Origin of the sequence: Candidatus Williamhamiltonella endosymbiont of Tuberolachnus salignus, from assembly GCF_964019775.1 — a bacterium.
GTDB lineage: Bacteria > Pseudomonadota > Gammaproteobacteria > Enterobacterales > Enterobacteriaceae > Hamiltonella > Hamiltonella defendens.
Genome location: NZ_OZ026471.1, coordinates 1,337,581 through 1,359,754 on the forward strand (window position 1 = coordinate 1,337,581; position 22,174 = coordinate 1,359,754).

The following is a 22,174-nucleotide window of genomic DNA, read 5'->3' on the forward strand; positions in this document are numbered from 1 at the left end:
TTCAAGACATGCTCTTTACGTATTTTTTGTATTGCTCATCATCTTAAAAAAGAAATAGGAATCATATTAATCCTCTAACGCTTTGAGAATTTTTTCATTCAGATCCTTCGATAAATTGTTCAAGGCCTTGAGTTTTTCCAGTACCTGTTTCATCCATTTTTGGCGAACTGAATCATAACGCTTAAAACGAATAAGGGGTTCTATCAAGCGTGCCGCAACTTGAGGGTTTTGAGTATTGAGCGTTGTCAAAATTTCAAGAAAAAGCGTGTAACCTGCGCCGTCTTTGGCATGGAATACAACAGGATTAGACGAAGCAAAAGCCCCTAATAAAGCGCGCACCCGGTTAGGATTCATCAAACTAAACGAAGGATGTGTTAATAACGCGCGGACTTTATCGACGACTTCCTTTTCAGGGCAAGTGGCTTGCAGGAAAAACCATTTATCCATGACCAGCGGATCTGAATGCCAACGGCTTTCAAAATCCGATAATAAAAAATCACGACAGGGTAATTGGGCGGCGACCGCCGCTGTTAAAGCCGCAAAGGTGTCCGTCATATTGCTGGATGTTTGATATTGGGTTTTCACCCGCTGATCGGCGATATCGGTTCGCCCAAACGCAAGATATTGCAGGCAGATATTTTTGAGAGCCCGCTTTGCGGTATCGGTATGAGTGACACGATAAATGGGGGTTTGATGCTTTTGATATTGATCCCAAAGTGTCTCTGATAAAGACGCTGAAAAAAAGCGAAGCCATTTTTGGCGAACAAAATGAATGGCATCAGGATCAATGAAACAGGAAAGCTCAGCAATTTCATTTTCTGAAGGGATCGTCAATATTTCAGCGATTAATGCAGGAGAGAGATTATCATTGAGCAAAACATGTCGAAACACTTCTATCAAATGCAATGGTAAAGTTAAAGGCTCGTTTTCATGAAATTCAGCGATATTTTTTTTGATATAACTATTCAAAAGACGTTGACTCGCATCCCAACGAGAAAAATCATTACGAGCATTCTGCATTAAACATATCAGCTGTTGATCGGTATAAGGGTAATCGAGCTTGACTGGAGCTGAAAATTCACGCAACAGAGAAGGAACAGGCTCAGAAGACACAGAATCAAAAATAAAGGTCTGTTCTGCTTTTATCACATTCAGAACAGAGTCGATGGGCTGCCCCTGGTTTTGCAAAGGAATGACTTCACCTTTCTTTGTGTACAATTCAATATCAAGCGGAATATGCAGCGGATATTTTTTTTCTTGATCGGCCGTGGGCGGCGTGATTTGAGAGACTTGCAAATGATATTGCTGTTTTTGAGCATCATAATGATCGCGAATGATCAATTCGGGTGTCCCTGATTGGCTGTACCAACGCCGAAATAAGGTCAGGTCTAACCCTGAGGCGTCTTCCATCGCTTGAACAAAATCATCACAGGTGACCGCGCAACCATCATGGCGGCTGATGTAACGCTTCATGCCCGCCTGAAACACAGATTCACCCAACAAGGTGTGCAGCATGCGGATCACCTCTGCCCCTTTTTCATACACGGTTAAGGTGTAAAAATTATTCATTTCCATGACTTTATCGGGGCGAATGGGATGCGCCATAGGGCTGGCATCTTCAGCAAATTGTGCTGAGCGCATCAGGCGTACATTTTCAATGCGGCGAACGGCTCTGCATCCTGAATCTGAGCTAAATTCCTGATCACGAAATACCGTGAGGCCTTCTTTAAGGCTAAGTTGAAACCAGTCTCGACAAGTCACTCGATTGCCGGTCCAGTTATGAAAATATTCATGGGCTATTACGGCTTCAATATGAAGATAATCTTTATCGGTGGCGGTTTCTGTTTTGGCGAGCACATATTTAGAATTAAAAACATTCAATCCCTTGTTTTCCATAGCACCCATATTAAAGAAATCGACGGCGACAATCATATAAATATCGAGATCGTATTCCAGACCAAAGCGGTTTTCATCCCATTTCATGGCTTTTTTGAGCGCACTCATCGCCCAGTCAGCGCGATCTAAATGCCCTTTGTCAACAAAGAGTTCTAATTCAACAGAGCGGCCTGATTGAGTGGTAAACTGATCTCTTAAAACATCAAAATCACCGGCTACCAGCGCAAATAGATAAGAGGGCTTTGGAAAGGGATCTGCCCATTCAACCCAATGACGACCATCTTTGAGTTCTCCTTGCCTGATTTTATTCCCATTAGACAGCAAATAGGGGTAACGTTTTTTATCGGCCAGAATGCGCGTTGTAAAACGCGCTAATACATCGGGCCTATCTAAAAAGAAGGTAATATGTCGAAACCCTTTGGATTCACATTGCGTACATAAAGTCTGCCCGGAGAGGTATAATCCTTCTAAAGCCGTGTTTTTATCTGGATGAATTTCATTAACGATCGTCAGGCTAAAAGCCTTCGGTAATTGCTCAATGATGAGGTGATCGTCTTTTTGGGAATAATGAGGCCAGATCTGGTCATTAACGCTCACGCTGATTAAAATGAGGTTTTCACCATTGAGAATTAAAGGCGTGTCTTCCGATGTTTGGCGCTGTATCTGGCTGGTGGCTGTCACCCTCGTTTTTTTTTCATTGAGATTAAAATCAAGGTGGATATCAGAAATAAGATGACTGGGAGGACGATAATCCTGTCGGTATTTTATTTGAGGCTGGTTTGTCATAAAAACCCTTTTGTGAGATGAGGCCTGTTGTCAAACCTATGACCGGCTGTGATTCCTGCGTTGCCTTTTTTTATAACAGGTCTATTAATGAATATGATCAATTTTCACGCATGATAATAAAGAAACAAGGCTGTTTTGACTATCTTCCATACCCTAATATAAGAGAAATTTTATGAAAACAGTCCCCCTGGTGGATGTACTACAAGGACATATTGACCTTGGCCACACAATCATTGTGCGTGGTTGGGTACGCACACGCCGGGATTCTAAATCCGGGATTTCCTTTGTTGCACTTTATGATGGCTCCTGTTTTGACACACTACAGATCGTGATTGAGGATTCGCTCGAAAATTATCACGATGACATTCTGCATTTAACCACCGGTTGCTCAATAGAAGTGAGCGGCACAGTGGTTGCTTCTCAAGGTAAGGGGCAAAAATTTGAAATCAGGGCAAACCACCTAAAGGTCATAGGTTGGGTGGAAGATCCCGAAACCTATCCTATAAGCCCTAAACGTCATAGCGTTGAATATTTACGCGAAGTGGCGCATTTACGCCCTCGTACGAATTTGATAGGGGCTGTCACACGAATACGTCATCATTTGGCGCAAGCCATTCATCGTTTTTTTCATGAAAAAGGCTATTTTTGGATCGCGACACCCATCATCACTACCTCAGACACAGAAGGAGCGGGTGAAATGTTTCGGGTGTCTACCTTAGATTTGGCCAATATCTCAAAAACGGCGGATCAGAAAATAGATTTTAGTGAAGATTTTTTTGGTAAAGAGGCTTTTTTAACCGTCTCAGGTCAGCTCAATGCAGAAACCTATGCCTGTGCTTTATCAAAGGTATACACCTTCGGCCCGACTTTCCGGGCAGAAAATTCTCATACCAGCCGTCATTTAGCCGAATTTTGGATGGTAGAGCCTGAAGCCGCATTTGCAACCTTGGAGGATGTCGCGCTTTTGGCGGAAGAAATGCTGAAATATGTTTTTTCGGCCATTTTGAAAGAAAGAGAAGATGATCTGAATTTTTTTACAGAGCGTGTGGATAAAAAAGCCAAAAAACGTTTAGAAGAGTTTATTTCTTCAGATTTCGCTCGTATTGATTATACCGAAGCGATAGAGATTTTGCGGCACTGTAACCATTCTTTTGTGCATCCCGTGTCTTGGGGCATTGATCTCTCTTCTGAACATGAACGTTATTTGGCAGAGACACATTTTAAAGCGCCGGTGATCGTCAAAAATTATCCCAAGGACATTAAAGCGTTTTATATGCGTCTGAATGAAGATGGAAAAACCGTAGCCGCCATGGATGTGCTGGCGCCCGGAATAGGTGAAATCATAGGGGGCTCACAGCGTGAAGAACGCCTTGATAACCTGGATCAACGTTTAACAGAAATGGGGCTTAATAGAGAAGATTATGCTTGGTATCGTGATTTGCGCCGATATGGAAGCGTGCCCCATGCCGGTTTTGGCTTAGGTTTTGAACGTTTGGTCGCCTACGTCACCGGTGTAGAAAATGTTCGTGAAGCGATTGCTTTCCCTCGCACGCCTAAAAATGCGTCTTTCTGATTTTTTCAAAATAAAGTGCTTCGATAAAATTTTGAATGAGCAGGGCGATGGCTACTGGTATGACCTTCAAAAAACCAAAGCCTATCGCGTCGCCCTCCATCGCGCACCTCAAAGCGGGGTAAATAGATTGGCCTCAAGTGCCGAAGGGGTAGTATCAAGGGTATTTTTATTTGTTTGGCCCGAAAACGCGCTTATTTACCGATTTCGTGAAATAACCGCTAAATTATCACTTTTTGGGGGTTAATAATGCTTCCCCAGCAGCAAAACAGCGGTTGAAAAGTTCGTCCATTTTTCTTTTATCTTCAGGTGTCATGGGTGGAATTTTTGTGGGGTCTGTTTTGGGGTCTGTGACACAATTGGTCACTTTGTTTATTTGAGTGGCGATGCCGACAGGTCTCCCTTTTGAGTCATTGTAAACTTTATCGTCTTTTTTAAGTAAGGGCTGATTTGAAGTAGAGGGATTAAGATGCATATAAAAACGCCTGAAATTTATAAAGACCTCATACTGAGGTACTTTAAATAACTAAATGATTTTTTTATTTCAGCACTAAGCATTATAAGAACCCTTAAATAATAACATGTCCGACAAATATGGAGGATTTGATGATTTTTCGGCATACTCATGAGGATCTTTTAAGATACTTGCAACATTTGAATGAAATTCTGGTTTTACATGCTTCTTAATCCACTTGCGGAAGTAGGGTTCATTCTTATGATTCATTATTCCATTGATCTGATCTATTTTTTTTATAGGTACTGCATCAAATGCTATTTGAAACTTACTCTTTCTTGTGGTGGCTTCTATCATCGCTAAAAGAAAAGCGTATTCATCACATACTTTTAAGTAAGGTTTTTTTGCTGCAGCTTCGTCAGGCGTAAAGGAAAAAGAGTGAGAAAGACCACCAAAAGCATCGGGTCTTAAAACCCTCAATAATTTTGTTGTGGTACAACCGGGGGTCATATGAGGTTTAATTATTTTTGGTTTTGTTGGATCTATTTTTACTCTATTTTCTATATCAATAAAATTAACATTTTTCCCGTCGTAAGCTAAATTCTCTATTTTTATGTCAGTTAGATAGGTGTTTTTCTTGTGTAATGTCCCTAAATCTTTTACGGCATTTTCAAAATGATCAGGATTAATAAAATTTTTCTTTTGGAGGTAATCACTAAGATTATCACCTCCAAAACGAGCAATCATTATGTCAGAATCAACCGCTATACCAGGTATTACAGTTGACGTACCCTCTAAATCATCGTTGTTATTAATTTCTCTTCCAAATAAATTACCTTTAAATTTAAGTTGAACAAAATTTTTATCTATTGTAGTAACATCTTTAAAAGTGCCTTCCATAGGTGAGTCTGGATATTCAGTTGGAGAGTACATCCCACGTAATATGTCGTTTTGATTATTTTTCTGAAAATAATAGGTTCTACCGTTGTGTTCTGGTTTTGTACCGCCATAAGGTTTACTACTTACAATTCCGTAATCATTTGGTGTAGCTTCTTTTACTCTTATTACATGTGCTCTATAGTATCTTTGAATTTTACGTGCAGAAATATTTTGTAGTATTTTCGCAAGCTTTGCGGCCCTGTCATTTTCGTCAATTTTCGCTTGCCCTTGAGGGTTTTTAGGGGTTTTAGAAAAACCACAACGAAATAAATCTACGAAACGGATGTAAATATTATTAGATACCTTTCGTAAAGCCTTTAAGAACCGACTGAGTTTATTAGGTTGTGATGTTGGTGTGTGATGATGAATCGCTGGACTATTTGTAGTATTAACTGTTTTTTTCATGATTTTTTTCTACTATTGATTCAATGAATTAGTAATAAAGTATCAATTTTCAGAATAGTATTTGTTCTTATCAAACGCCGCATTCAAAAAACGCTCATTTCTTGACTTCCCCTTAAAGTGCACTTTTGCACCTGAACCTGACCTGTATGATTTGCCATCCTTAGGGATTTCCGTCTCCAGGGGCACCCTTGTATTCTTCCATGTCGCAGACCACAAAAACATCCAGCAATCACCTCACACTTGCGTGTTTACAATACTCAGGTTTCCCTCGAGGGGCAGCATGAACGCGGATTTTAAAACCCTCTTCCGTTATACAGGCATCAGTCAGGAGGAAGCCGATTTTTTAATGCATCATTACCAGCAGAGAGGGTATCGAATGAAAAAATACCTGAACGAGGATGTCCGGTTGTGGGATGTGGTGGTGTCTCTGCCAGAAACAGCCCGCTTTCCCAAAACCCCTTTGTCGATGCTCAACCCCCTGTGGCGGTGAGCATGAGAATTGAACTGCCTTTTCCGCCCAGTGTGAATCACTACTGGGTGCGCACGGCCCGTCGTGTTTACCTCAGCGAGGCGGCGAAACGGTTTCAGCGATTGACCGCCATCGAAGTGGCCCAATCGTCCATGAAACAGGGTCACCGTTCATTCCCTAGCGACGTTTCCGTAGCGCTCACACTGTATCTGCTGGACAAACGGGTGAGAGACGTGGAGAATTATCCCAAGGGGGTATTCGATGCCCTGACCAAAGCAGGGATTTGGTCCGATGACGCCCAGGTCAGAGTGATGACGGTGAAGAAATTTGATGCTGATAACAGGATTAAAAATGGCAAATGTGTCGTGGTGATTGAAGACTATATCGAGGAGGCAGCCATATGAAAACGATTCAGTATCGATTGACCGCGTGGGGCAACTGGGCAGGCACCCGTGTGGGAACGGAATATCCCGTGTCATCCTGTGTCATCCTGGCCTGTGCCGATGGCCAGTAGTGATATCCGGCCGATGCTCTGTGACGATGAAGCACAAAAGATAGACCTTGCGGTCGCCCGACTCAAACAGGTGGATTCGCTGGGTTACGATATTATCGTGGCCTGTTATCGAGGCAAGGCCTCTTGTCGGGCGATAGGCCGCGCCCTCAAACGAGACCATAAATCTATCTCAGGGTATTTAACCCGTTCAGAAGCCTATATCGCAGGTCAGGTCGATGCCTTTTCAGAATAAGACAAGACTCACACAATCTTGAAAAATTCACATTATTGAGGCTAAAAATGTTTTTTCATCATTCATTGTTTTTAAATTTTTACAAATTTATTAATATTGCTTACGTTTTTATTCGGACATCAAATACTTTGATGGCCTATTTAAAAAAAGGAAATTCATCATGTCAACAAAAAATTTGATTGATTATTTTAATGGCTTCATCGGCCGCTTGAAGTTTGCTTGCGAAATCCTCCATGCTGGTAAAAAAGCGCATCGGCGGAATTGTGAGGCAGAAAATTTGAAGGCTGTCATAGAAAAGCTCAATACTAGACGCAAAAAGTTGAATGCTGTTATGGTGATAGGAGAGCCGAAGGCGGCTATTCTTTTAAAAGAAAACACGACCAGTTTCAATCATGATGAAAACGCAGTTTCTGCACATAACTCAATTTTGCATTTTCATGATTCAAATCACAATTTCATCATCAATCAAAACAAATTGCTCTAAAAGTTTTCCTCTCAAAAAAGCCACAAAAAGTACTTGACTGTGTCCCCGTGACCCGACATAATCGCCCCATACTATATTAGTTGCAAACAAAACACAGAGCCTCCACTTCGGTGGGGGCTTTTTGTTGTCTCAAATATGCCTCAAAAAAAGGGTCGTCCTATTTCATGATGTTTTCCCCCTATGACCATGCCTGAGAAAGAGCCTGGATTCTGGGTTGCGTTGCTGGCCTGGATTCGGGGTCATCAAGCCGACTTTGGCTACGCCAGCCTCGCCGCCCTGTTTTCGTTGTGGCGCAATGCGTGGGGAAAACATGCCTGGAGCCGGCGATTACTCGATGCGTTGTCCTGCAGTACGCTGGCGTTTTTTAGTCAACCCCTCCTGATGATGGTCGAAGGCCTGTTTCACGGCACCCTGCCGGCCTCCGCCCCGCAGGTGCTGGCCATTTATATCGGCTATGTGGGCACAGACTACATCCGCGCGCGCATCCAATCATTCACTCAGCGCAAGAATGGAGAGTAACCCATGGACATCAGCCCTGAAGGCATCGCACGAATCCAGGCGTTTGAGGGGCTTAAGCTCACTGCCTATCAATGCAGTGCAGACAAATGGACTCTCGTCTACGGGCATACCGCAGGCGTGAAGGCCGGTGACACAATGACCCCCGGGCAGGCAGAGGCTTTTTTGCGTGAAGATATCACCCTCATCTGTCTTCAACTTGATATCTTGCTCAAGGTGACGGTGAGGCAGAATCAATTTGACGCGCTGGGCTCTCTTTTGTTTAACATCGGGGTGAAGGCGTTTGCTCACTCAACGCTGCTTGGAAAGCTGAACGCGGGCGATGAAGCCGGCGCGGCGGCCGAGTTCCCTAAATGGTGTTATGGCACGGTCAAAGGCAAAAAAGTCGCATTACGGGGATTAATGGCACGACGTCAACAGGAGAAAGCGCGGTTTGAAGCGGTTGAACTGTCTCTGATGAAAGCGCCACACAGAGTCACCGCCTGATGCGCTGGACAATCCCTGGGATGATAATGGTATTACTGGCTTCACTGCTCAGTGTCGCTGTCTATTATCGTCATCAATATCAGCAGTCTGAACAGGCCCTTCAAAAAGCCGTTTTAGAGCTCGTTCAGCATCAGGCCTCTCTTAAACAGCTTCGCCAGAAGATAAAGACGGTGTCACAACTGGATGCACAACACACCAAAGCACTGGAACATAATAAAAATCTTGTTGCCCAGCTTGAGCGGGATGTGGCTGATGGCCGTCGCCGGTTGCGTGTCAAGGCAACCTGTCACGACCTGTCCACCAATACCACCCCCTCCGGCGTGGATGATGCAACCGCCCCCCGACTTGCTGACGCCACTCAACGGGATTATTTCCTCCTCCGAAACAGAATCGACATCGCCGGGCAGCAAATAACAGGCTTGCAGAATTATGTGAGGCAGGTCTGTTTGAATAAGATTCAAAAATAATGAGGGCCGTCAATTTATGCCGATGCAGTGGCTGGAAAGTATGGGGAGATAAAACCATTTAATGGCTCATCTAAAAGATCTTGAGCGCCAATTAATGGCCCTCAAAAAGCAGATCCCTTTTGCGACAGCGCGAGCGTTGACCAGTACGGCGCGTAAGATTCAGGAGGCGCAAAAGGACAACCTGCAAAGCAGGCTGGATAATCCAACGCCTTTTACTGTTAACTCTGTAGCATCCAAAGCGGCCAGAAAGACCAACCTGAAAGCCAAGGTATTGATCAGGCCCACGGCCGCCGAATATCTGGCCCCCGAGGAGTTTGGCGGCACACGGCACCTTGGCGGTAAAGCTTTGCTCAACCCCAAAGGCGTCAGGTTTCTGGCAGCGGAAGAAGTACCAGCCCCTAACAGGTAAGAAGAAAGGAAAGCGTTCGTTGATATTAGGTTACGTTGTTCAGGATAGCAAGGGGTTTGCTGCTGGTCTGATGGTTGAGCAGAACGCGAAGAATCCCAGTCGTGTTGATGTTCTCTGGGATGGTGTATTAATGAATCAGTTACGTATTTTCGCTGTTTTGGCGCAATTCCGCTTACAACCATCATCATGATATTTAAGGATCTGTTATGGCTGATACAACCGGTTTACTCGCGGGGACCGCTTATGTCACTGTTGATGGTTTAACAGTGATGGTCGAGGGTTCGTTTAAATATAAACCCACTCGCGTTAAACGTGAAACACTGACCGGAATGGATGGAGTTCACGGTTACAAAGAAAAACCCTCAGCAGGGTCTATTTCAATGTCATTGCGTGACAGTCGTGGAACGTCTGTTATTGGATTTAACAATCAAACCAACGTCACTGTAGTTGCTCAGTTAGCCAACGGTAAAACTATTATTGGTAGTCATATGTGGACCGTTGATGAGCAGGAAGTGGATTCCGAAGATGCGAAGTTTGATGTTAAATGGGAAGGTCTTTCGGTTACGGAGAATTAATGATGGCAACAGTCATTAACGATTTGGCTTTTCTGGATAGTCTGGAATCATCGTTTACGCTCAACCTTATTAAGCCGTTATCCTCCGTAGATGGTAAGGAAACCTTTAATAGCCTTGTGATAAAAGAACCCTGTTTTTCTCAAATTGAACAGTTTTATGATGAGCAGTCTAAAAACGGGAATATGTCGGCGATGGGACTACTTATTTCATTATTAAGTGATCCGTTCATCCCTCAAAATATAATCAAGAGTATGAATTACCGTGATTATAGGAAAGCGGAGAAATATCTGCTGGATTTTTTGCGTTATCCGCCATCGTTTGGGGGAACGCAGTAGCCGAAGTGACACATTTTTATCACTGGGGTCCTTATGAGGCGGGCAAATTACCCGCCAGCCGTTTTTTATTCTGGTACTTACAAATGAAACGCATGGGAGGGGGAGTTCATGGGTGAACAGTTCGATTTTGATTTGGTAGCCAATGATGATGCATCAAAGCAAATTGATCGTATTATTCGCTCAGTGCAGTCTCTATACCCGCCGTTAGATAAATTAAAAGGAGGTTTAAAACCTGGAGGGCAAGACACTTTAAATGGTCTGGATTCTATTACAGGACAATTTAAGGGGTTGAATACCTTTGCTAAAGAGGGTGTTCAGTTAATTGGCGATATGGTCTCCCCATTAAAAATGGTGGGTGGGTTATCTCTTGGCATTGGTGCCGCTGCCGCAGGGATGTATAAAACGGTGACGGGCATGAGAGAAGCGGGTAAAAGTGCGCAAGAACTCTCTACGTCTGCACAGAACGCGGGATTAAGCGTTGAGAAATTCACTCAGTTATCCGGTGCGATGCAAATTTTGGGTATGGATGCCGATGCGGCTAAACAATCTGTTGAGGGACTTTATGGTGTATTTAATGACGCTCTCCAGGGAAGAAGTCACGACACGTTATCTCTTCTTAATCAAATAGGCGCCCAGATTGCTAAAAATGATGATGGAACCGCTGATTTAACGGGGACGATGCGTCATCTGTCCAGGGTATTTCCGGCTTTAAGTTCTCAGAATCAGAAAAAAGTCTCCGATAGGTTGGGCCTTGATGCTAATAGCTTAAAATTACTCAGGACGGGTAATTTTGATGAGTTAATGAGTCAGTCTAAAGATTTTGGGCTGACTGTTCCTGATGGGCTAAATGACGATCTCACTGGCATCAATGGCGCTATCAATGAAATGGGCGCTGCATGGGATGGTTTGAAACAAAAAACCAGAGGCGGTTTTTACAGCCTGCTGCTGTCCGATGGTTCAGTTAAAGATGGCATGGAAGGCATCACGGATATATTAACTCATGGCCCTGATAATGTTGCATTAATGCACGCTTTGGGGGTAACAAGAGGGGATGAGTCTCAACAGCTGAGAAAGGGATATAACGACCCTGAATTTTATAAGACGCTGACCATCACCGAAAAAACGGCGATGGATTTTGGGGTTATGACGGATGGTCTACGTGAGAAATTCCAGGCGTATTACGGTCCTAAAGAAATGGCCAATCAGTTGGCGAGCGATCTGGCCGTTGCGCTGCAACGCTCAAATTCAACGGGTGTAAACAGTTATCAGGGGGTAAATATTGGCCAGCCCAGTGCCGGTGTTAACCCGCGCGCACGGTCAGTGCGGAATAATAACCCGTGGAATATGAACTATGCTCGCCAGCAAGGCGCGGTGATGGAGCCTGGTGCTGGTGGATCTGCCCGGTTTGCAAAATTTGAGACGCCCGAGGTGGGCATTGCTGCCGCTGATCGCCAGTTAATGCTGTATTACACCGGGCAAAGCAAGGCCGCACGGAATCGGCCTCTGACGACAATAGAGCAAATCATTAGCACTGCCTCCCCACTTTCAGACGGGAATAATACACGCGCCATGATATCGGGAGCCAGTCGGGAGCTTGGGGTGAAACCAGGCGATCAATTGAATCTCACAGATCCAGCGTTAAGAGCGCGCGTATTAACCGCCCTGTTTAACCAGGAAGGTAACAACCCGTGGTCCTCAGAACAGGTTCAATCCGTCATTAGCGGCGCGCCGGTTAGCCAGGTTCAGAACAGGACGGAAAACAACAACGTTTCTAACACCTCCACAGTCAATAACAACAGTAAATCCAGTACATCGACGGTGAATAACAGTAAAAGCCAGGATCACAGCCAGGGTATTGCCGAGGCGGTTCGGGAGGGGCTTTCTAACACCAAAGTTGACCGAACGTGGGGCAAATCTGGCCCGTTTCACAGAATACCAGTTTGATACCTCTCTCCCCTCGCTTGTTCTTTCTGAGCGTATTTATCAGGATCCGGCACGCAATAACGAGCTGGTGAGATGCGTTAATCCTGTTCACCCGGCATTTATGCCACTGGATTTTAAGGCGCTCAGCAAATGACAACCGAAAAAACGGAAAAAGTAGACGAGCTATACCTTGAGGTCAGGGCGCGCGCGTTGCACGGCTGGGACCGGATACGGATTACGCGCGGCATTGAGAGAATGCCCTCAGACTTTGATATTTCCATCATGGACTATTACCCCGGTGGCGAACAACAGTGGGTTAGTCCTGGTGATCCGTGCGTTGTGAAGTTGGGGGAAGACATGGTCATAACCGGCTACGTTGACCGCTGTTGCCCATCAATCCGCCCAAATCAGCATCAGATTCGTGTGACCGGTCGTGGAAAATGTCAGGATCTGGTTGATTGTTCGGCGGAGTGGGAAAGTAATGTGATGACGGGGCTCGATGCACTGGCCATGTCTCAGCGTCTCGCCGCACCGTACGATATTCACGTGACAACAGACGTGACCGGACTACAGGCCGCGCCGCAATTGACGATTAACTGGGGGGAAAGTCCGCAAGAAATTATTGATCGTGTGTGCCGCTGGAGCGCGTTACTGGCGTATGACCTCCCGGACGGCAATTTATACCTCACCCGCGTGGGCACACAAAAAGCCGCGTCAGGGGTGATGCAGGGCGAGAACATACAGGCGGCAGACTATCAAAGCAGCATAGACCAGCGTTTTTCCCACTATGCTGGGTTGTCCATGTCGGTTGCGCCGCTTTATGAAGTGGGGTCCTCCGTTGAATATGGCGGAACGTTTCTGGCCAGCGCCCAGGACCCTGAAAAAATGCGCCCTCGCAAGAAAATAGACATCATCGAAAGCACGATGATCGCGAATGGTGTGGCCCAACAGTATATCGACTGGGAAATGAACCGGCGCTACGGTCGTTCAAAAGCTCTCCGCGTCGTTGTGGACAGCTGGCGCGATAAGTCCGGTAAACTTTGGGAAATCAATACCCAGATTCCGATCAGTATTCCCGTTTTTAACATTACAGATATGTATTGGTTGCTCTCTGAAGTGACGTTTACTCGCGATCAGCGTGGGACGACGGCCGAGCTTGTTTTGATGCCGCCAGAGGCGTTCACCGTTGAGCCGTACCAGTTCTATCAGCAGGTAAGGGAGCTTAATAACTAATGGATATCAGCGCCGCTTACCGTCAACTCTTGCGCCGCGTTCAGATGGCGTTATCTATTGGCCGAGTGACGGCAACCAGTGATAGCGGCCCCATTCAAAAGCTGCAGGTACAGACTCCCTTAGAGGTGCGAGGCGATACGCCGCGTATGAGCGACTTTGGTTTTTCGTCTGGTTTGCCGGTGGGCACTGACGTGGTAATCGCGTTTTTAGGTGGGGACCGTTCATCAGGCGTCATTATTGCGTCAAATCATCAATCCCATCGGCAATCTGGCCTGAAACCCGGAGAGACGGTTATCTATAGCCAGTGGGGCCAGCTCGTCAAGCTCACGGAAACAGGCATCACCATAGACGCAGATGGTCAGCCGGTGGACGTGGTGAATTCTACGGTAGTGACGATCACAGCCAGTGAAGAAGTGTTGGCAAAAACGCCGGTTTTGAAATGCACTGGAGACATTATTGACAACTGTGAAAGCAATACAGCGACCCTTAAGCAGCTCCGGGAGGCGTACAACGACCATGATCACCAGGTTAAAAACGTTCAGGGTGGTCACCGCACAATCGACAGTGCAAAACCGTCTCAGCCGGTAGGAGGGTAGCCAGTGAGTGATATCAAAACAGTCTGGAAAATGGATTCCGGTGACTGGGTATCAGAAACCGGTGATCTGGCCAGCGGTGACGATCTTGATACAGCAGTTTTCATTTCCCTTTTTACAGATCAGCAAGCGCGGGCAGATGATATCTACGATCGTGACGATCGCCGGGGCTGGTGGGGCTATTTGGGCGAGGATTACCGTATAGGCTCCCGCTTATGGCTGATTTATCGTCAACGTTTATCCCGTGACACGGCCGAAAAGGCCAGGGACTACGCCCGCGAGGCGCTGCAATGGATGATTGATGACCTTATAGCGGGATCTGTCGAGGTCACTTACCGCATAGTCTATCCGTCGACCTTATATCTGTACGTTACTATTGAGCAGCCGGACGGGAGCAAAAGAAGTGTTGAATTTGACTGGGCATGGGGAGAAATAGCGAATGCCGTATAAGCACCCAACACTCACTGATCTGAGGGGGCAGGTGAAGAGCGATATACAGAGTGCGTTACCGAAAACAGGTGGACTGCTTCGGTTTTCGAACCTGGCGATCACCGGTGATGTTCAGGCGGGTTTGTCATATGGCCACTATGGCTATCTTGACTGGGTAGCACAACAATCAACGCCTTTTACCGCAACAGATGAGTATTTAGCAGCGTGGGCGGCATTAGTGACCGTATATCGAAAACCCGCCACTGCCGCCAAAAGCTCAGCCGCCAGATTGACAGGGGCTGGAGGGACAGTCCCGGCCGGGGCCGTTATCAATCGCAAGGATGGGATCAAATACACCCTGGATAATTCTGTCACCATCGGGCTTGATGGCACTGCGTTAACGCCAGTCACCGCTGTTCTGGTCTCTCCGCTTGATGATCCCACCGCTGGTGGCGTACTCGGTAATGCGCCAGTGGGAACCGTGCTGACGCTTGATAACAGTTATTCCGGTGTTGATTCTCAGGTCACGCTGATTCATCCGGCTAGTGGTGGTGCTAACGTTGAGACAGACGAGCCTTTACGAACCCGAATGCTTCTGGCGTATCAGGCATTACCGCAAGGCGGGAGCAAGACTGATTATGTGAATTGGGCGCTGGCGGTCCCGGGTGTGACGCGTGCGTGGTGTGTGCGCCGTCTGATGGGCGCGGGAACGGTCGGAATATACATTATGTGTGATGGGGACGATCAGACCAACCACGGCTTTCCTTCTGGCACTGATGGCCTCTCGCACCATGAAGACTGGGGCTGTTACGCAAAAGCCACCGGTGACCAGCTGCGCGTTGCTGATGCCATTTATCCGAATCAGACGATAACGGCTCTGGTTTACGTTGCTTCCCCGATCCCTAAAGTCATTGATTTTGCCATTACCGGCATCATCAAGCAGGAACAGGACCTGACCGCCGCCATTAGCACCGCAATTAACCTGGTATTTTTTACCCGAGGAGATCCTGCAGGGGAAGGTATTGTCACTCTGTCGTCAATTAACGCGGCGATCGCTTCTGCTCCGGGAACGGATGGGTTTTTGATGACCTCTCCGACTCAGAATATCACGCTGGGCGTGGGCGAACTCCCGCAACTCGGAACGGTGACCATTACATGACCAGCCTGTTCACTACGTCCGATTATCAATCGGCGTTACTGGCGCATTTCCCGCGTGGGCGCGTTTGGCAAACGGGGGCTGATAATCCACTCACCAAACTGGCCCAGGCGTTGGCCACGTCATTTCAACGCGTAGACGCCAGCGCGATTGGTCTGCTTACTGGTGGTTTCCCGGCCACGGCGCTGGAGTTGCTACCGGAATGGGAGGAGTCATTAGGTCTGCCCGATAATTGCACGATTGGCGAAACATATACCATTGAGCGCCGTCGCCAGGCTGTTGTATCCCGGCTGGTGGGCAAAGGATCACTCTCAAAACAGTGTTATACCAGTTTGGCCAAAACGCTAGGATATGACATTACCATTGATGAGTTTCGTCAGGCTCGGGCAGGGTTTAGCGTATGTGGTGAGGCAATTAATGGGGATGACTGGCCATTTGTCTGGCGGGTTAACGCCCAGCAAACAACGTATGTTCGGGCTAAATGTGGTGTGACTTATTGTGGAGAGCCGCTGGCTACCTGGGGCAATAACATGCTGGAATGTACACTTAACCCACTGGCCCCGCCGTTCACAGTGCTGTTATTTGGCTATCACTGATTAAATAAAACGTTTTTTTAAATTCATCAAATTAACTTTTGAGGATTCTCTATGCAAAAAATTGGCGATATTACCAATACCGCGACGCCAGACGGTGAATTTACCGAGGGTAATGTGGCTGGTGGGGTCAGCCCTACATTATTACCTGCTAAGTGGTTTAATACCATACAACGTGAGCTATGTCATGTTATTACCAAAAATGGGGGTGTATTAAATCCTGATGATGACACACAGATTGTTGAGATTCTAAACTCAGTATTTTTATCCAAAAATGACAACGGGGCGGACATCCCGGATAAACATCAATTTATAGAAAATCTGGGGTTGTCAGAAACGGTCGATTGTGCAAAAAATGCACTGGATAAACGGCACGGCGGTGAAGTGCAGGGACAAATTCAAGTGAACGACACCCTCAGGGTGTCAAAGAACGGAAAAACCGCGACCTATCAAGAAGATGGCAATATTGACGGAGAGTGCTGGGGCGGGCTCTTAAATCAATGGATCACCACCAAAATCACGGAAGCCGTACAAAGCCGGGCCCCCTGGGAGGAAGTCAATCGCACCTTTGTCCGGGACATCAGATTATCCAGTGCGCAACTCATGAGTGTTCAGGGCTATGACCGACAACTTCCCGCAGGCGCTGTGGTCACGGGGTTTAAAACGGATGGTCTCTGGGAGATAAAAAGCTATGCCTATTACCGATTCATACAGAAAAATATTAATGGGCAGTGGATAACCGTAGGGCAGGGATAATGTGATGAAGATGTATAAAAATTTTAACAAGACAGATATTGAAGCATTATCAGAAAAACAAAGGGAGTTGAAATACAACATCAATGCTTCATACCTACAGGATGAAAACGGCGATGATTGGTATGACCTTCAAAAAACGTTTCAGCCAGACACATTCAAAGTGATGTTTGATGAAAAAAACACGGTGGTCTCTATCGCGAGAGATGCTTCTACCTTATTCCCTTTAAATTGCAATATTGTCGAGCTGGATTCGCTGCCTGAGGGCGCAGAAAATAATGGAGAATGGATTTTTGACGGTCATCAAGTGGTGAGAGGAACCTATACAGAGGCAGAACGGACGCGGCAAGCGGCGAGGGAAAAAGAAAAATGGATGGACAGAGCGAGCAAAGCCATAGGCCCGCTGGCCGATGCGGTAGAACTAGGGATAGCGACCGAACAAGAGGTCCAGGCTCTCAAGATCTGGAAAGCCTATCGTGTCGCCCTCCATCGACTCGAACCCAAGGCGGGGGAAATCACCTGGCCTGAAGTGCCGAGGGGGTAGGATTACAGGTGTTTTTATTTGTTTGGCCGCTGAAAATTTATGACCGACTTCGTTAAACGATCTCTCATTTATTGCTTTAAGGCTTTTGAAATTGCTTCTCCGGCATTAAAGCAGCGGTTGAAAAGTTCGTCCATTTTACTTTTATCTTCAGGTGTCATGGTTGGAATTTTTGTGGAATCTGTTTTGGGGTCTGTGACACAATTTGTCACTTTGTCTATTGTGAGTTGCGATGCCGACAGGTCTTTCTTGTGAGTCATTGTAAACTTTATCATCTCTAAGTAAGGGCTGATTTGAAGTAGAATGGTTAACGTTCATATCAAAAACTCCTGAAATTTAGAAAGACCTTATATTGAGGGACCTTAAATAACTGAATGATTTATTTTTTTATTATCTGACCACATACATGATAAATATCAAATGATTTTTTCATCAATCCCCTTTTTATTCGATGAATCATCATTATTTTGTTAATAGTGCTGTCTAACCAAGAAAGCTGTAAACCATCACAGGATGCAGACGTGTTTTAAATATTATTAACGAAATTCTTTAAATTTTTCTGGAGGGAAAGCCGACATATAGCGAGCCACTTTTTTATGAATATTCATATCGGTTTTGTAATGGCCACTTTCATTACTCCAATTATTTATGTTTCCATTTTCTACCTCAAACATTCCTGCATAATAAACGTCTAGTCTACCACTTTCGCTCATTGCCAGAGATACGTGACCAATTCTCTTTCCATCAGAAGAGAATTGCCCTTCACAGGTACTGATAATTTCGAACTTAGTCTTAGAATTAAGGGAAGGAACAACAATAAACACATATCGGTCATCAGATAAAATACTTCCTAAATTTTTTTGATTTATTGTGACGCAAAATTTTTTTTCTTGAGGGCAGTGACCCTGTTTAATATTTTTAGCTTGAGAATCAATTTTTAGCGGTTTTAGATCCTGAAATGAAGGAAATATAGTTATATTTTTATCTGATAGAAAGTGGGGATTTTGTTCTATTTTCTTATCTTTAGAAACAGTTAATTCTTTAATAAAAGTTTTAATAGCCACTTTTTTATTTTCATTAAAAGTTTTTTTATGTGTTCTTTCTAATCGTTTTAAAAGTCTAGGACTATTTTTAATTGATGTTGGTGTTAATCTTTTTGACTCTAACAACTTTAACTCTGATTCACTAACATTTATTCCTAAAATATTTCTTATAGTAGTATTGGTAATTAAGCTCATTTATTTCCTAAAAATAATTTAAATATGTTTATTTGTTTTAAATTTGAATGTAAAAATTTAAGTCTTTAAAAATACTTATTTTAAGCCTCTTTTTGTGAAAATTTTTCAAGTCATCATTTTTTTGTAAATGATTGAGCAAAAAAGCAATTCTTTCTTTCGAAGCATTAAGCTTTATATCAAGTTCTTCTTTTATCAGAGGTGTATAAGGTATTTTTTTATGAAAATTTTCATATTATTTATTTTTTTATAGCTAAAACGCGCAATGTGGGCATTCAGACTTTTAAATATCATTTACGTTTCTTAAATCCAGTTTTGGATAATTTATTTTATTAAATCATTTTTAAACTTTGAGATTTTTTAATTCAAAATATTTTATAAGTTTCAATTTAAAAAACGTCAAACACCGTTTATTTATGTAAATTTTTATTGAACTATCTGTAAATAAATTGATTTCTCTCCAAAATACGTTTTTGTATTTGCACTTACTTCCTTCGGCTACGTGTCGCGCGGTCTACTACGTCAACCATCAGGAAAACAGGGGCAATGCAGGTGAAGTGCCGTTTCGTTCATGTGCGATCTGAGCCAGCACGTGGGGCGTCATGATGCGGGCGACTTCCTGCATGACCGGCATGACGACGCTATTGCCGAACTGACGGTAAGCCTGTGTATCACTGACAGGTATCTGGAAAGCGTCAGGGAAGCCCATCAGGCGGGCGCATTCACGTGGCGTCAGGCGTCTCGGCCGGTTGTTGCTGCCCTGCCATACCAGGATTTCTGACCCGTCCTTGTGATACCGGGCTGACAGTGTGCGTGTCACACTGTCGGGATAGGCCATACAGCCGAACCCATTGCCGGCGGCGCGGTGCTTGTCTGCATAGGCCTGCAGGTAGGCCCACAGGTTGGGCGTCAACGTGTATCGGAGCGGCACGGCCCGCCTGTCGTGATCGAAAAAGCGCTCTCCATCCCAGGGGAGCACCGGCTCTGTGCCATCCGTCCTGTGCAGAATTGACGCAAGGCGCGGACCTTCTTCCGGTAGTTTCAGGTCATCCCATGAGAAGCCCGTTTTTTCGCGGAAACCGACGATGATGATTCGTTCGCGATGCTGCGGTGTGAAGTGCTGCCCGTCGATTACCCTGTAATGCACATCATAGCCCAGCTCGTCCCTGAGCGTTTGCAGGATGACGTTGAAGGTGTGGCCCTTGTTGTGTGAAAGCAGGTTCTTGACGTTTTCCAGCAGGAACGCCCTGGGGCGTCTGGTGGCGATGATACGGGCCACGTCAAAGAACAGGGTTCCCTGCGTGGTGCATTCGAAACCATGTGGGCGGCCCAGCGAATTCTTTTTGCTGACGCCCGCAATACTGAACGGCTGGCAGGGGAACCCGGCGAGCAGTACATCATGGTCCGGCACGTCCTCTGCCGGATATGGAACGATGTCACCCACAAACGGATGAGGGGCGCCGTAGTTCTGAATGTAGGTCTTTTTCGAGAACCTGTTCCATTCGCTGGTAAAAACGCATTCACCGCCCTGAGCATCGAAGCCCATACGGATGCCGCCAATGCCGGCGAACAGGTCAATGAAGCGGAAGCGGGGGCTCACTTTTTTTGTGCGGGCGGCGGGTTGTTGCAGCAGGTCGCGCAACACGGGTTCGAGCATGGGTTGCATGAACCTGCTGCGCGCCTGTTTCAGGCGTTCTGGCGGCTGGGTATGTCTCATATCTTGCTCTCTGGGAATGTGTGCGGACATTAATCCGTGCGCGTTTAGATGTATGGGGAGATGTGGCTCAACAAACTGGGGAAAAAAGTACGCAAGACACCCGAGGTACTATCGGGGTCAATATCATTTTTAATGACCGCCGGGCCGAACTGCTTAGATGATAAGAGCGTCCGGCTGGAAGGGGGGGGTTAAGAAAGGAACGTGACTGGAAAATGAAAGACTGAAAAAAGCACTGAATGTCCTGATTTTGAGCAAAATCACAGGTCATAATAAAATTTAAGGTATTGTTAAATCACACTTTAAATATCGTGTTTTTAGTTATTTACACAAATTTATTGACAGGCTCACCCCAGTTTATTTTGTTGTTAACTTTGAGTTCACTGACTCTACGTCAATATAAAAATCAGCAACAAGGAACGGCTCTTGTAAGAAACGTTTTAAATAAGAATCTGTACCGCGTCTAACCGCTGTTGCACGCAAACCAAAATCATCCATTATTCGTTTTGTCGATTTTCCATTCGGGGTTTTTTCAAAGAAAATATTAAGGAGTTCATCTCCCTCTTTGCCTTTTGTCAAATCTAGAGTCTCATTATTTTCAACGTTTTTTCTTTTAATTAGCTGAGGCAGCTCTCCATAAAAACCCTGTTTTTGGGCAATAATCTTATATTGGTATGCTGTAACCTCATTAGCAAATACTGGTAATTCTTTCTCACGATAATTTTTTATGAATGTCCACTTATGTGATTTATATTTATTTTCAAAATGGCCTTTATTTTTTTTATTGAAACTAGTGATTTGATTTGGCTTCGTCTTTGTCTCTTTATGAAAGAAGTTTTTGCTGTCTTCTATATACTGACTACTTTTCGGGTTCGGGGAAATGTGATGAGGAATAGATGATGTTGAATTAGATACAGTTTGAATGCTTTTTACAAACTTCTGTGTTGACGATGTTGACGATGTTGACGATGTTGACGATGTTGACGATGTTGACGATATAGGTCTCATAACATTCTTTCCATTAAAGTTAAAAAGTTATAACAGGTTAAATAGTTAATTTTAAGAAATTTTAATATTTTTTAACAAACAAAACTATCAAAAAACGCTCATTTTATTTGACAAAATAGAGGCCATGAAACCATCAAGCAAATACCTAAATGCTGTTTTTAAAGAGATAAAGTACGAGAGTATGAATAAGCTAAAAATTAACTTTTGACTGAGTAAGTCATATTCGATCAAATTTATGAAACTGAATTAATCCCTATTTTTGATGAAAATCACAGGTCATAATAAAATTTAACTCATTGTTAAATCACACTTAAAATATCGGCTTTTATCCCATTTTATGGTCTTTTGCTGCCTGTTTTTTAATCAACAAATCATTTATCTAATTGATTTTAAATGAGTTATTTTTTAAAATTTGTCTTTTCAGTCGAAAGATTGCAGATGGAAGCCTGTTGAGGTTAA

The 22,174-nt window shown here is 44.8% G+C and carries 26 protein-coding genes and 1 pseudogene; 20 read left to right on the forward strand and 7 right to left on the reverse strand.

The window, feature by feature from the left end:
- Positions 1-66: 66 nt before the first annotated feature.
- Positions 67-2,682 carry an aminopeptidase N gene (pepN, locus tag AACL23_RS06455; RefSeq protein ID WP_339050801.1) on the reverse strand — a complete coding sequence of 872 codons (2,616 nt, stop codon included), beginning with the start codon at positions 2,680-2,682 and terminating at the stop codon, positions 67-69.
- Positions 2,683-2,854: 172 nt separating this feature from the next.
- Here pepN and asnS point away from each other — a divergent pair, with 172 nt between their 5' ends.
- On the forward strand, positions 2,855-4,255 hold the full coding sequence (gene asnS, locus AACL23_RS06460; RefSeq protein ID WP_100096916.1) for an asparagine--tRNA ligase: 1,401 nt from the start codon (positions 2,855-2,857) through the stop codon (positions 4,253-4,255).
- 226 nt (positions 4,256-4,481) lie between these two features.
- On the opposite strand, the gene AACL23_RS06465 is transcribed toward asnS, so the two are convergent.
- Together AACL23_RS06465 and AACL23_RS06470 are read right to left on the reverse strand one after the other, a co-directional pair.
- The gene (locus AACL23_RS06465) at positions 4,482-4,727 is read right to left on the reverse strand and encodes a hypothetical protein (RefSeq protein ID WP_100096918.1); all 246 of its coding nucleotides are present in this window, start codon (positions 4,725-4,727) and stop codon (positions 4,482-4,484) included.
- Positions 4,728-4,802: 75 nt separating this feature from the next.
- Positions 4,803-6,050, reverse strand: coding sequence for a hypothetical protein (locus AACL23_RS06470; RefSeq protein ID WP_100096919.1), 1,248 nt, complete (start codon positions 6,048-6,050; stop codon positions 4,803-4,805).
- Between the two features lie 280 nt (positions 6,051-6,330).
- Here AACL23_RS06470 and AACL23_RS06475 point away from each other — a divergent pair, with 280 nt between their 5' ends.
- From AACL23_RS06475 to AACL23_RS06565, 18 genes and pseudogenes are all read left to right on the forward strand, one after another.
- Positions 6,331-6,540, forward strand: a complete 210-nt coding sequence (locus tag AACL23_RS06475; protein ID WP_100096921.1) for a hypothetical protein — start codon at positions 6,331-6,333, stop codon at positions 6,538-6,540.
- Between the two features lie 2 nt (positions 6,541-6,542).
- Entirely contained in the window at positions 6,543-6,923 is a 381-nt protein-coding gene (locus AACL23_RS06480; RefSeq protein ID WP_100096922.1) for a RusA family crossover junction endodeoxyribonuclease, read from the forward strand.
- Between the two features lie 48 nt (positions 6,924-6,971).
- A complete protein-coding gene (locus tag AACL23_RS06485; protein ID WP_339050806.1) occupies positions 6,972-7,265 on the forward strand; it encodes an antiterminator Q family protein in 294 nt (97 codons plus the stop codon).
- A 160-nt stretch (positions 7,266-7,425) separates the two neighbouring features.
- Complete coding sequence (locus AACL23_RS06490) at positions 7,426-7,749, forward strand: hypothetical protein (protein ID WP_100096924.1); 324 nt, start codon at positions 7,426-7,428, stop codon at positions 7,747-7,749.
- 180 nt (positions 7,750-7,929) lie between these two features.
- Positions 7,930-8,268 (forward strand): phage holin, lambda family, encoded by a 339-nt coding sequence (locus tag AACL23_RS06495; RefSeq protein WP_015873424.1) that lies wholly within the window; start codon positions 7,930-7,932, stop codon positions 8,266-8,268.
- A 3-nt stretch (positions 8,269-8,271) separates the two neighbouring features.
- Positions 8,272-8,751: a lysozyme gene (locus AACL23_RS06500; protein WP_100096925.1), complete on the forward strand. Its 480-nt coding sequence runs from the start codon at positions 8,272-8,274 to the stop codon at positions 8,749-8,751.
- Positions 8,751-9,218 (forward strand): lysis protein, encoded by a 468-nt coding sequence (locus AACL23_RS06505; RefSeq protein ID WP_100096926.1) that lies wholly within the window; start codon positions 8,751-8,753, stop codon positions 9,216-9,218. The genes AACL23_RS06500 and AACL23_RS06505 overlap by 1 nt, the downstream gene beginning before the upstream one ends.
- A gap of 319 nt (positions 9,219-9,537) precedes the next feature.
- Positions 9,538-9,817, forward strand: a pseudogene (locus AACL23_RS10255) (hypothetical protein); the annotation flags it as partial.
- A gap of 16 nt (positions 9,818-9,833) precedes the next feature.
- Positions 9,834-10,202, forward strand: coding sequence for a phage tail tube protein (locus AACL23_RS06520; protein WP_015873426.1), 369 nt, complete (start codon positions 9,834-9,836; stop codon positions 10,200-10,202).
- Complete coding sequence (locus AACL23_RS06525; protein WP_100096068.1) at positions 10,202-10,537, forward strand: phage tail assembly protein; 336 nt, start codon at positions 10,202-10,204, stop codon at positions 10,535-10,537. Before AACL23_RS06520 ends, AACL23_RS06525 begins: the two co-directional genes overlap by 1 nt.
- A gap of 108 nt (positions 10,538-10,645) precedes the next feature.
- Positions 10,646-12,481 carry a hypothetical protein gene (locus AACL23_RS06530; RefSeq protein ID WP_339050812.1) on the forward strand — a complete coding sequence of 612 codons (1,836 nt, stop codon included), beginning with the start codon at positions 10,646-10,648 and terminating at the stop codon, positions 12,479-12,481.
- A gap of 129 nt (positions 12,482-12,610) precedes the next feature.
- Positions 12,611-13,693: a phage baseplate assembly protein gene (locus AACL23_RS06535; RefSeq protein ID WP_100096072.1), complete on the forward strand. Its 1,083-nt coding sequence runs from the start codon at positions 12,611-12,613 to the stop codon at positions 13,691-13,693.
- Positions 13,693-14,289, forward strand: coding sequence for a phage baseplate assembly protein domain-containing protein (locus tag AACL23_RS06540; RefSeq protein WP_234817454.1), 597 nt, complete (start codon positions 13,693-13,695; stop codon positions 14,287-14,289). The genes AACL23_RS06535 and AACL23_RS06540 overlap by 1 nt, the downstream gene beginning before the upstream one ends.
- Before the next feature lie 30 nt (positions 14,290-14,319).
- Positions 14,320-14,736, forward strand: a complete 417-nt coding sequence (locus AACL23_RS06545; RefSeq protein WP_339051619.1) for a phage GP46 family protein — start codon at positions 14,320-14,322, stop codon at positions 14,734-14,736.
- A complete protein-coding gene (locus tag AACL23_RS06550) occupies positions 14,726-15,874 on the forward strand; it encodes a baseplate J/gp47 family protein (RefSeq protein ID WP_100096074.1) in 1,149 nt (382 codons plus the stop codon). The genes AACL23_RS06545 and AACL23_RS06550 overlap by 11 nt, the downstream gene beginning before the upstream one ends.
- Positions 15,871-16,467 (forward strand): YmfQ family protein, encoded by a 597-nt coding sequence (locus AACL23_RS06555; protein WP_100096075.1) that lies wholly within the window; start codon positions 15,871-15,873, stop codon positions 16,465-16,467. The genes AACL23_RS06550 and AACL23_RS06555 overlap by 4 nt, the downstream gene beginning before the upstream one ends.
- A gap of 51 nt (positions 16,468-16,518) precedes the next feature.
- A complete protein-coding gene (locus AACL23_RS06560) occupies positions 16,519-17,220 on the forward strand; it encodes a hypothetical protein (RefSeq protein WP_100096930.1) in 702 nt (233 codons plus the stop codon).
- A 4-nt stretch (positions 17,221-17,224) separates the two neighbouring features.
- Positions 17,225-17,761 (forward strand): tail fiber assembly protein, encoded by a 537-nt coding sequence (locus AACL23_RS06565; RefSeq protein ID WP_339050818.1) that lies wholly within the window; start codon positions 17,225-17,227, stop codon positions 17,759-17,761.
- A 68-nt stretch (positions 17,762-17,829) separates the two neighbouring features.
- Here the strand turns inward: AACL23_RS06565 and AACL23_RS06570 are convergent, their stop codons facing one another.
- The 3 genes from AACL23_RS06570 to dcm all read right to left on the reverse strand — a co-directional run bounded on the left by AACL23_RS06570 (position 17,830) and on the right by dcm (position 20,659).
- Positions 17,830-18,033 (reverse strand): hypothetical protein, encoded by a 204-nt coding sequence (locus AACL23_RS06570; protein ID WP_339050821.1) that lies wholly within the window; start codon positions 18,031-18,033, stop codon positions 17,830-17,832.
- A 261-nt stretch (positions 18,034-18,294) separates the two neighbouring features.
- Complete coding sequence (locus AACL23_RS06575) at positions 18,295-18,996, reverse strand: hypothetical protein (RefSeq protein WP_339050823.1); 702 nt, start codon at positions 18,994-18,996, stop codon at positions 18,295-18,297.
- A gap of 526 nt (positions 18,997-19,522) precedes the next feature.
- Positions 19,523-20,659, reverse strand: a complete 1,137-nt coding sequence (dcm, locus tag AACL23_RS06580) for a DNA (cytosine-5-)-methyltransferase (protein WP_422389647.1) — start codon at positions 20,657-20,659, stop codon at positions 19,523-19,525.
- Between the two features lie 71 nt (positions 20,660-20,730).
- On the opposite strand from dcm, the gene AACL23_RS06585 reads away from it, so the two are divergent.
- Positions 20,731-20,871 carry a hypothetical protein gene (locus AACL23_RS06585; RefSeq protein WP_339050825.1) on the forward strand — a complete coding sequence of 47 codons (141 nt, stop codon included), beginning with the start codon at positions 20,731-20,733 and terminating at the stop codon, positions 20,869-20,871.
- Between the two features lie 193 nt (positions 20,872-21,064).
- Here AACL23_RS06585 and AACL23_RS06590 read toward each other — a convergent pair whose 3' ends face one another.
- Positions 21,065-21,715: a hypothetical protein gene (locus tag AACL23_RS06590; RefSeq protein WP_339050826.1), complete on the reverse strand. Its 651-nt coding sequence runs from the start codon at positions 21,713-21,715 to the stop codon at positions 21,065-21,067.
- Positions 21,716-22,174 lie beyond the last annotated feature (459 nt).

Bases quoted from the DNA above. Each gene is read 5' to 3' on its own strand.
- pepN (WP_339050801.1), bottom strand. From the start codon at position 2,682: ATGACAAACCAGCCTCAAATAAAATACCGACAGGATTATCGTCCTCCC.
- asnS (WP_100096916.1), top strand. From the start codon at position 2,855: ATGAAAACAGTCCCCCTGGTGGATGTACTACAAGGACATATTGACCTT.
- AACL23_RS06465 (WP_100096918.1), bottom strand. From the start codon at position 4,727: ATGCATCTTAATCCCTCTACTTCAAATCAGCCCTTACTTAAAAAAGAC.
- AACL23_RS06470 (WP_100096919.1), bottom strand. From the start codon at position 6,050: ATGAAAAAAACAGTTAATACTACAAATAGTCCAGCGATTCATCATCAC.
- AACL23_RS06475 (WP_100096921.1), top strand. From the start codon at position 6,331: ATGAACGCGGATTTTAAAACCCTCTTCCGTTATACAGGCATCAGTCAG.
- AACL23_RS06480 (WP_100096922.1), top strand. From the start codon at position 6,543: ATGAGAATTGAACTGCCTTTTCCGCCCAGTGTGAATCACTACTGGGTG.
- AACL23_RS06490 (WP_100096924.1), top strand. From the start codon at position 7,426: ATGTCAACAAAAAATTTGATTGATTATTTTAATGGCTTCATCGGCCGC.
- AACL23_RS06495 (WP_015873424.1), top strand. From the start codon at position 7,930: ATGACCATGCCTGAGAAAGAGCCTGGATTCTGGGTTGCGTTGCTGGCC.
- AACL23_RS06500 (WP_100096925.1), top strand. From the start codon at position 8,272: ATGGACATCAGCCCTGAAGGCATCGCACGAATCCAGGCGTTTGAGGGG.
- AACL23_RS06505 (WP_100096926.1), top strand. From the start codon at position 8,751: ATGCGCTGGACAATCCCTGGGATGATAATGGTATTACTGGCTTCACTG.
- AACL23_RS06520 (WP_015873426.1), top strand. From the start codon at position 9,834: ATGGCTGATACAACCGGTTTACTCGCGGGGACCGCTTATGTCACTGTT.
- AACL23_RS06525 (WP_100096068.1), top strand. From the start codon at position 10,202: ATGATGGCAACAGTCATTAACGATTTGGCTTTTCTGGATAGTCTGGAA.
- AACL23_RS06530 (WP_339050812.1), top strand. From the start codon at position 10,646: ATGGGTGAACAGTTCGATTTTGATTTGGTAGCCAATGATGATGCATCA.
- AACL23_RS06535 (WP_100096072.1), top strand. From the start codon at position 12,611: ATGACAACCGAAAAAACGGAAAAAGTAGACGAGCTATACCTTGAGGTC.
- AACL23_RS06540 (WP_234817454.1), top strand. From the start codon at position 13,693: ATGGATATCAGCGCCGCTTACCGTCAACTCTTGCGCCGCGTTCAGATG.
- AACL23_RS06545 (WP_339051619.1), top strand. From the start codon at position 14,320: ATGGATTCCGGTGACTGGGTATCAGAAACCGGTGATCTGGCCAGCGGT.
- AACL23_RS06550 (WP_100096074.1), top strand. From the start codon at position 14,726: ATGCCGTATAAGCACCCAACACTCACTGATCTGAGGGGGCAGGTGAAG.
- AACL23_RS06555 (WP_100096075.1), top strand. From the start codon at position 15,871: ATGACCAGCCTGTTCACTACGTCCGATTATCAATCGGCGTTACTGGCG.
- AACL23_RS06560 (WP_100096930.1), top strand. From the start codon at position 16,519: ATGCAAAAAATTGGCGATATTACCAATACCGCGACGCCAGACGGTGAA.
- AACL23_RS06565 (WP_339050818.1), top strand. From the start codon at position 17,225: ATGAAGATGTATAAAAATTTTAACAAGACAGATATTGAAGCATTATCA.
- AACL23_RS06570 (WP_339050821.1), bottom strand. From the start codon at position 18,033: ATGATAAAGTTTACAATGACTCACAAGAAAGACCTGTCGGCATCGCAA.
- AACL23_RS06575 (WP_339050823.1), bottom strand. From the start codon at position 18,996: ATGAGCTTAATTACCAATACTACTATAAGAAATATTTTAGGAATAAAT.
- dcm (WP_422389647.1), bottom strand. From the start codon at position 20,659: ATGCAACCCATGCTCGAACCCGTGTTGCGCGACCTGCTGCAACAACCC.
- AACL23_RS06590 (WP_339050826.1), bottom strand. From the start codon at position 21,715: ATGAGACCTATATCGTCAACATCGTCAACATCGTCAACATCGTCAACA.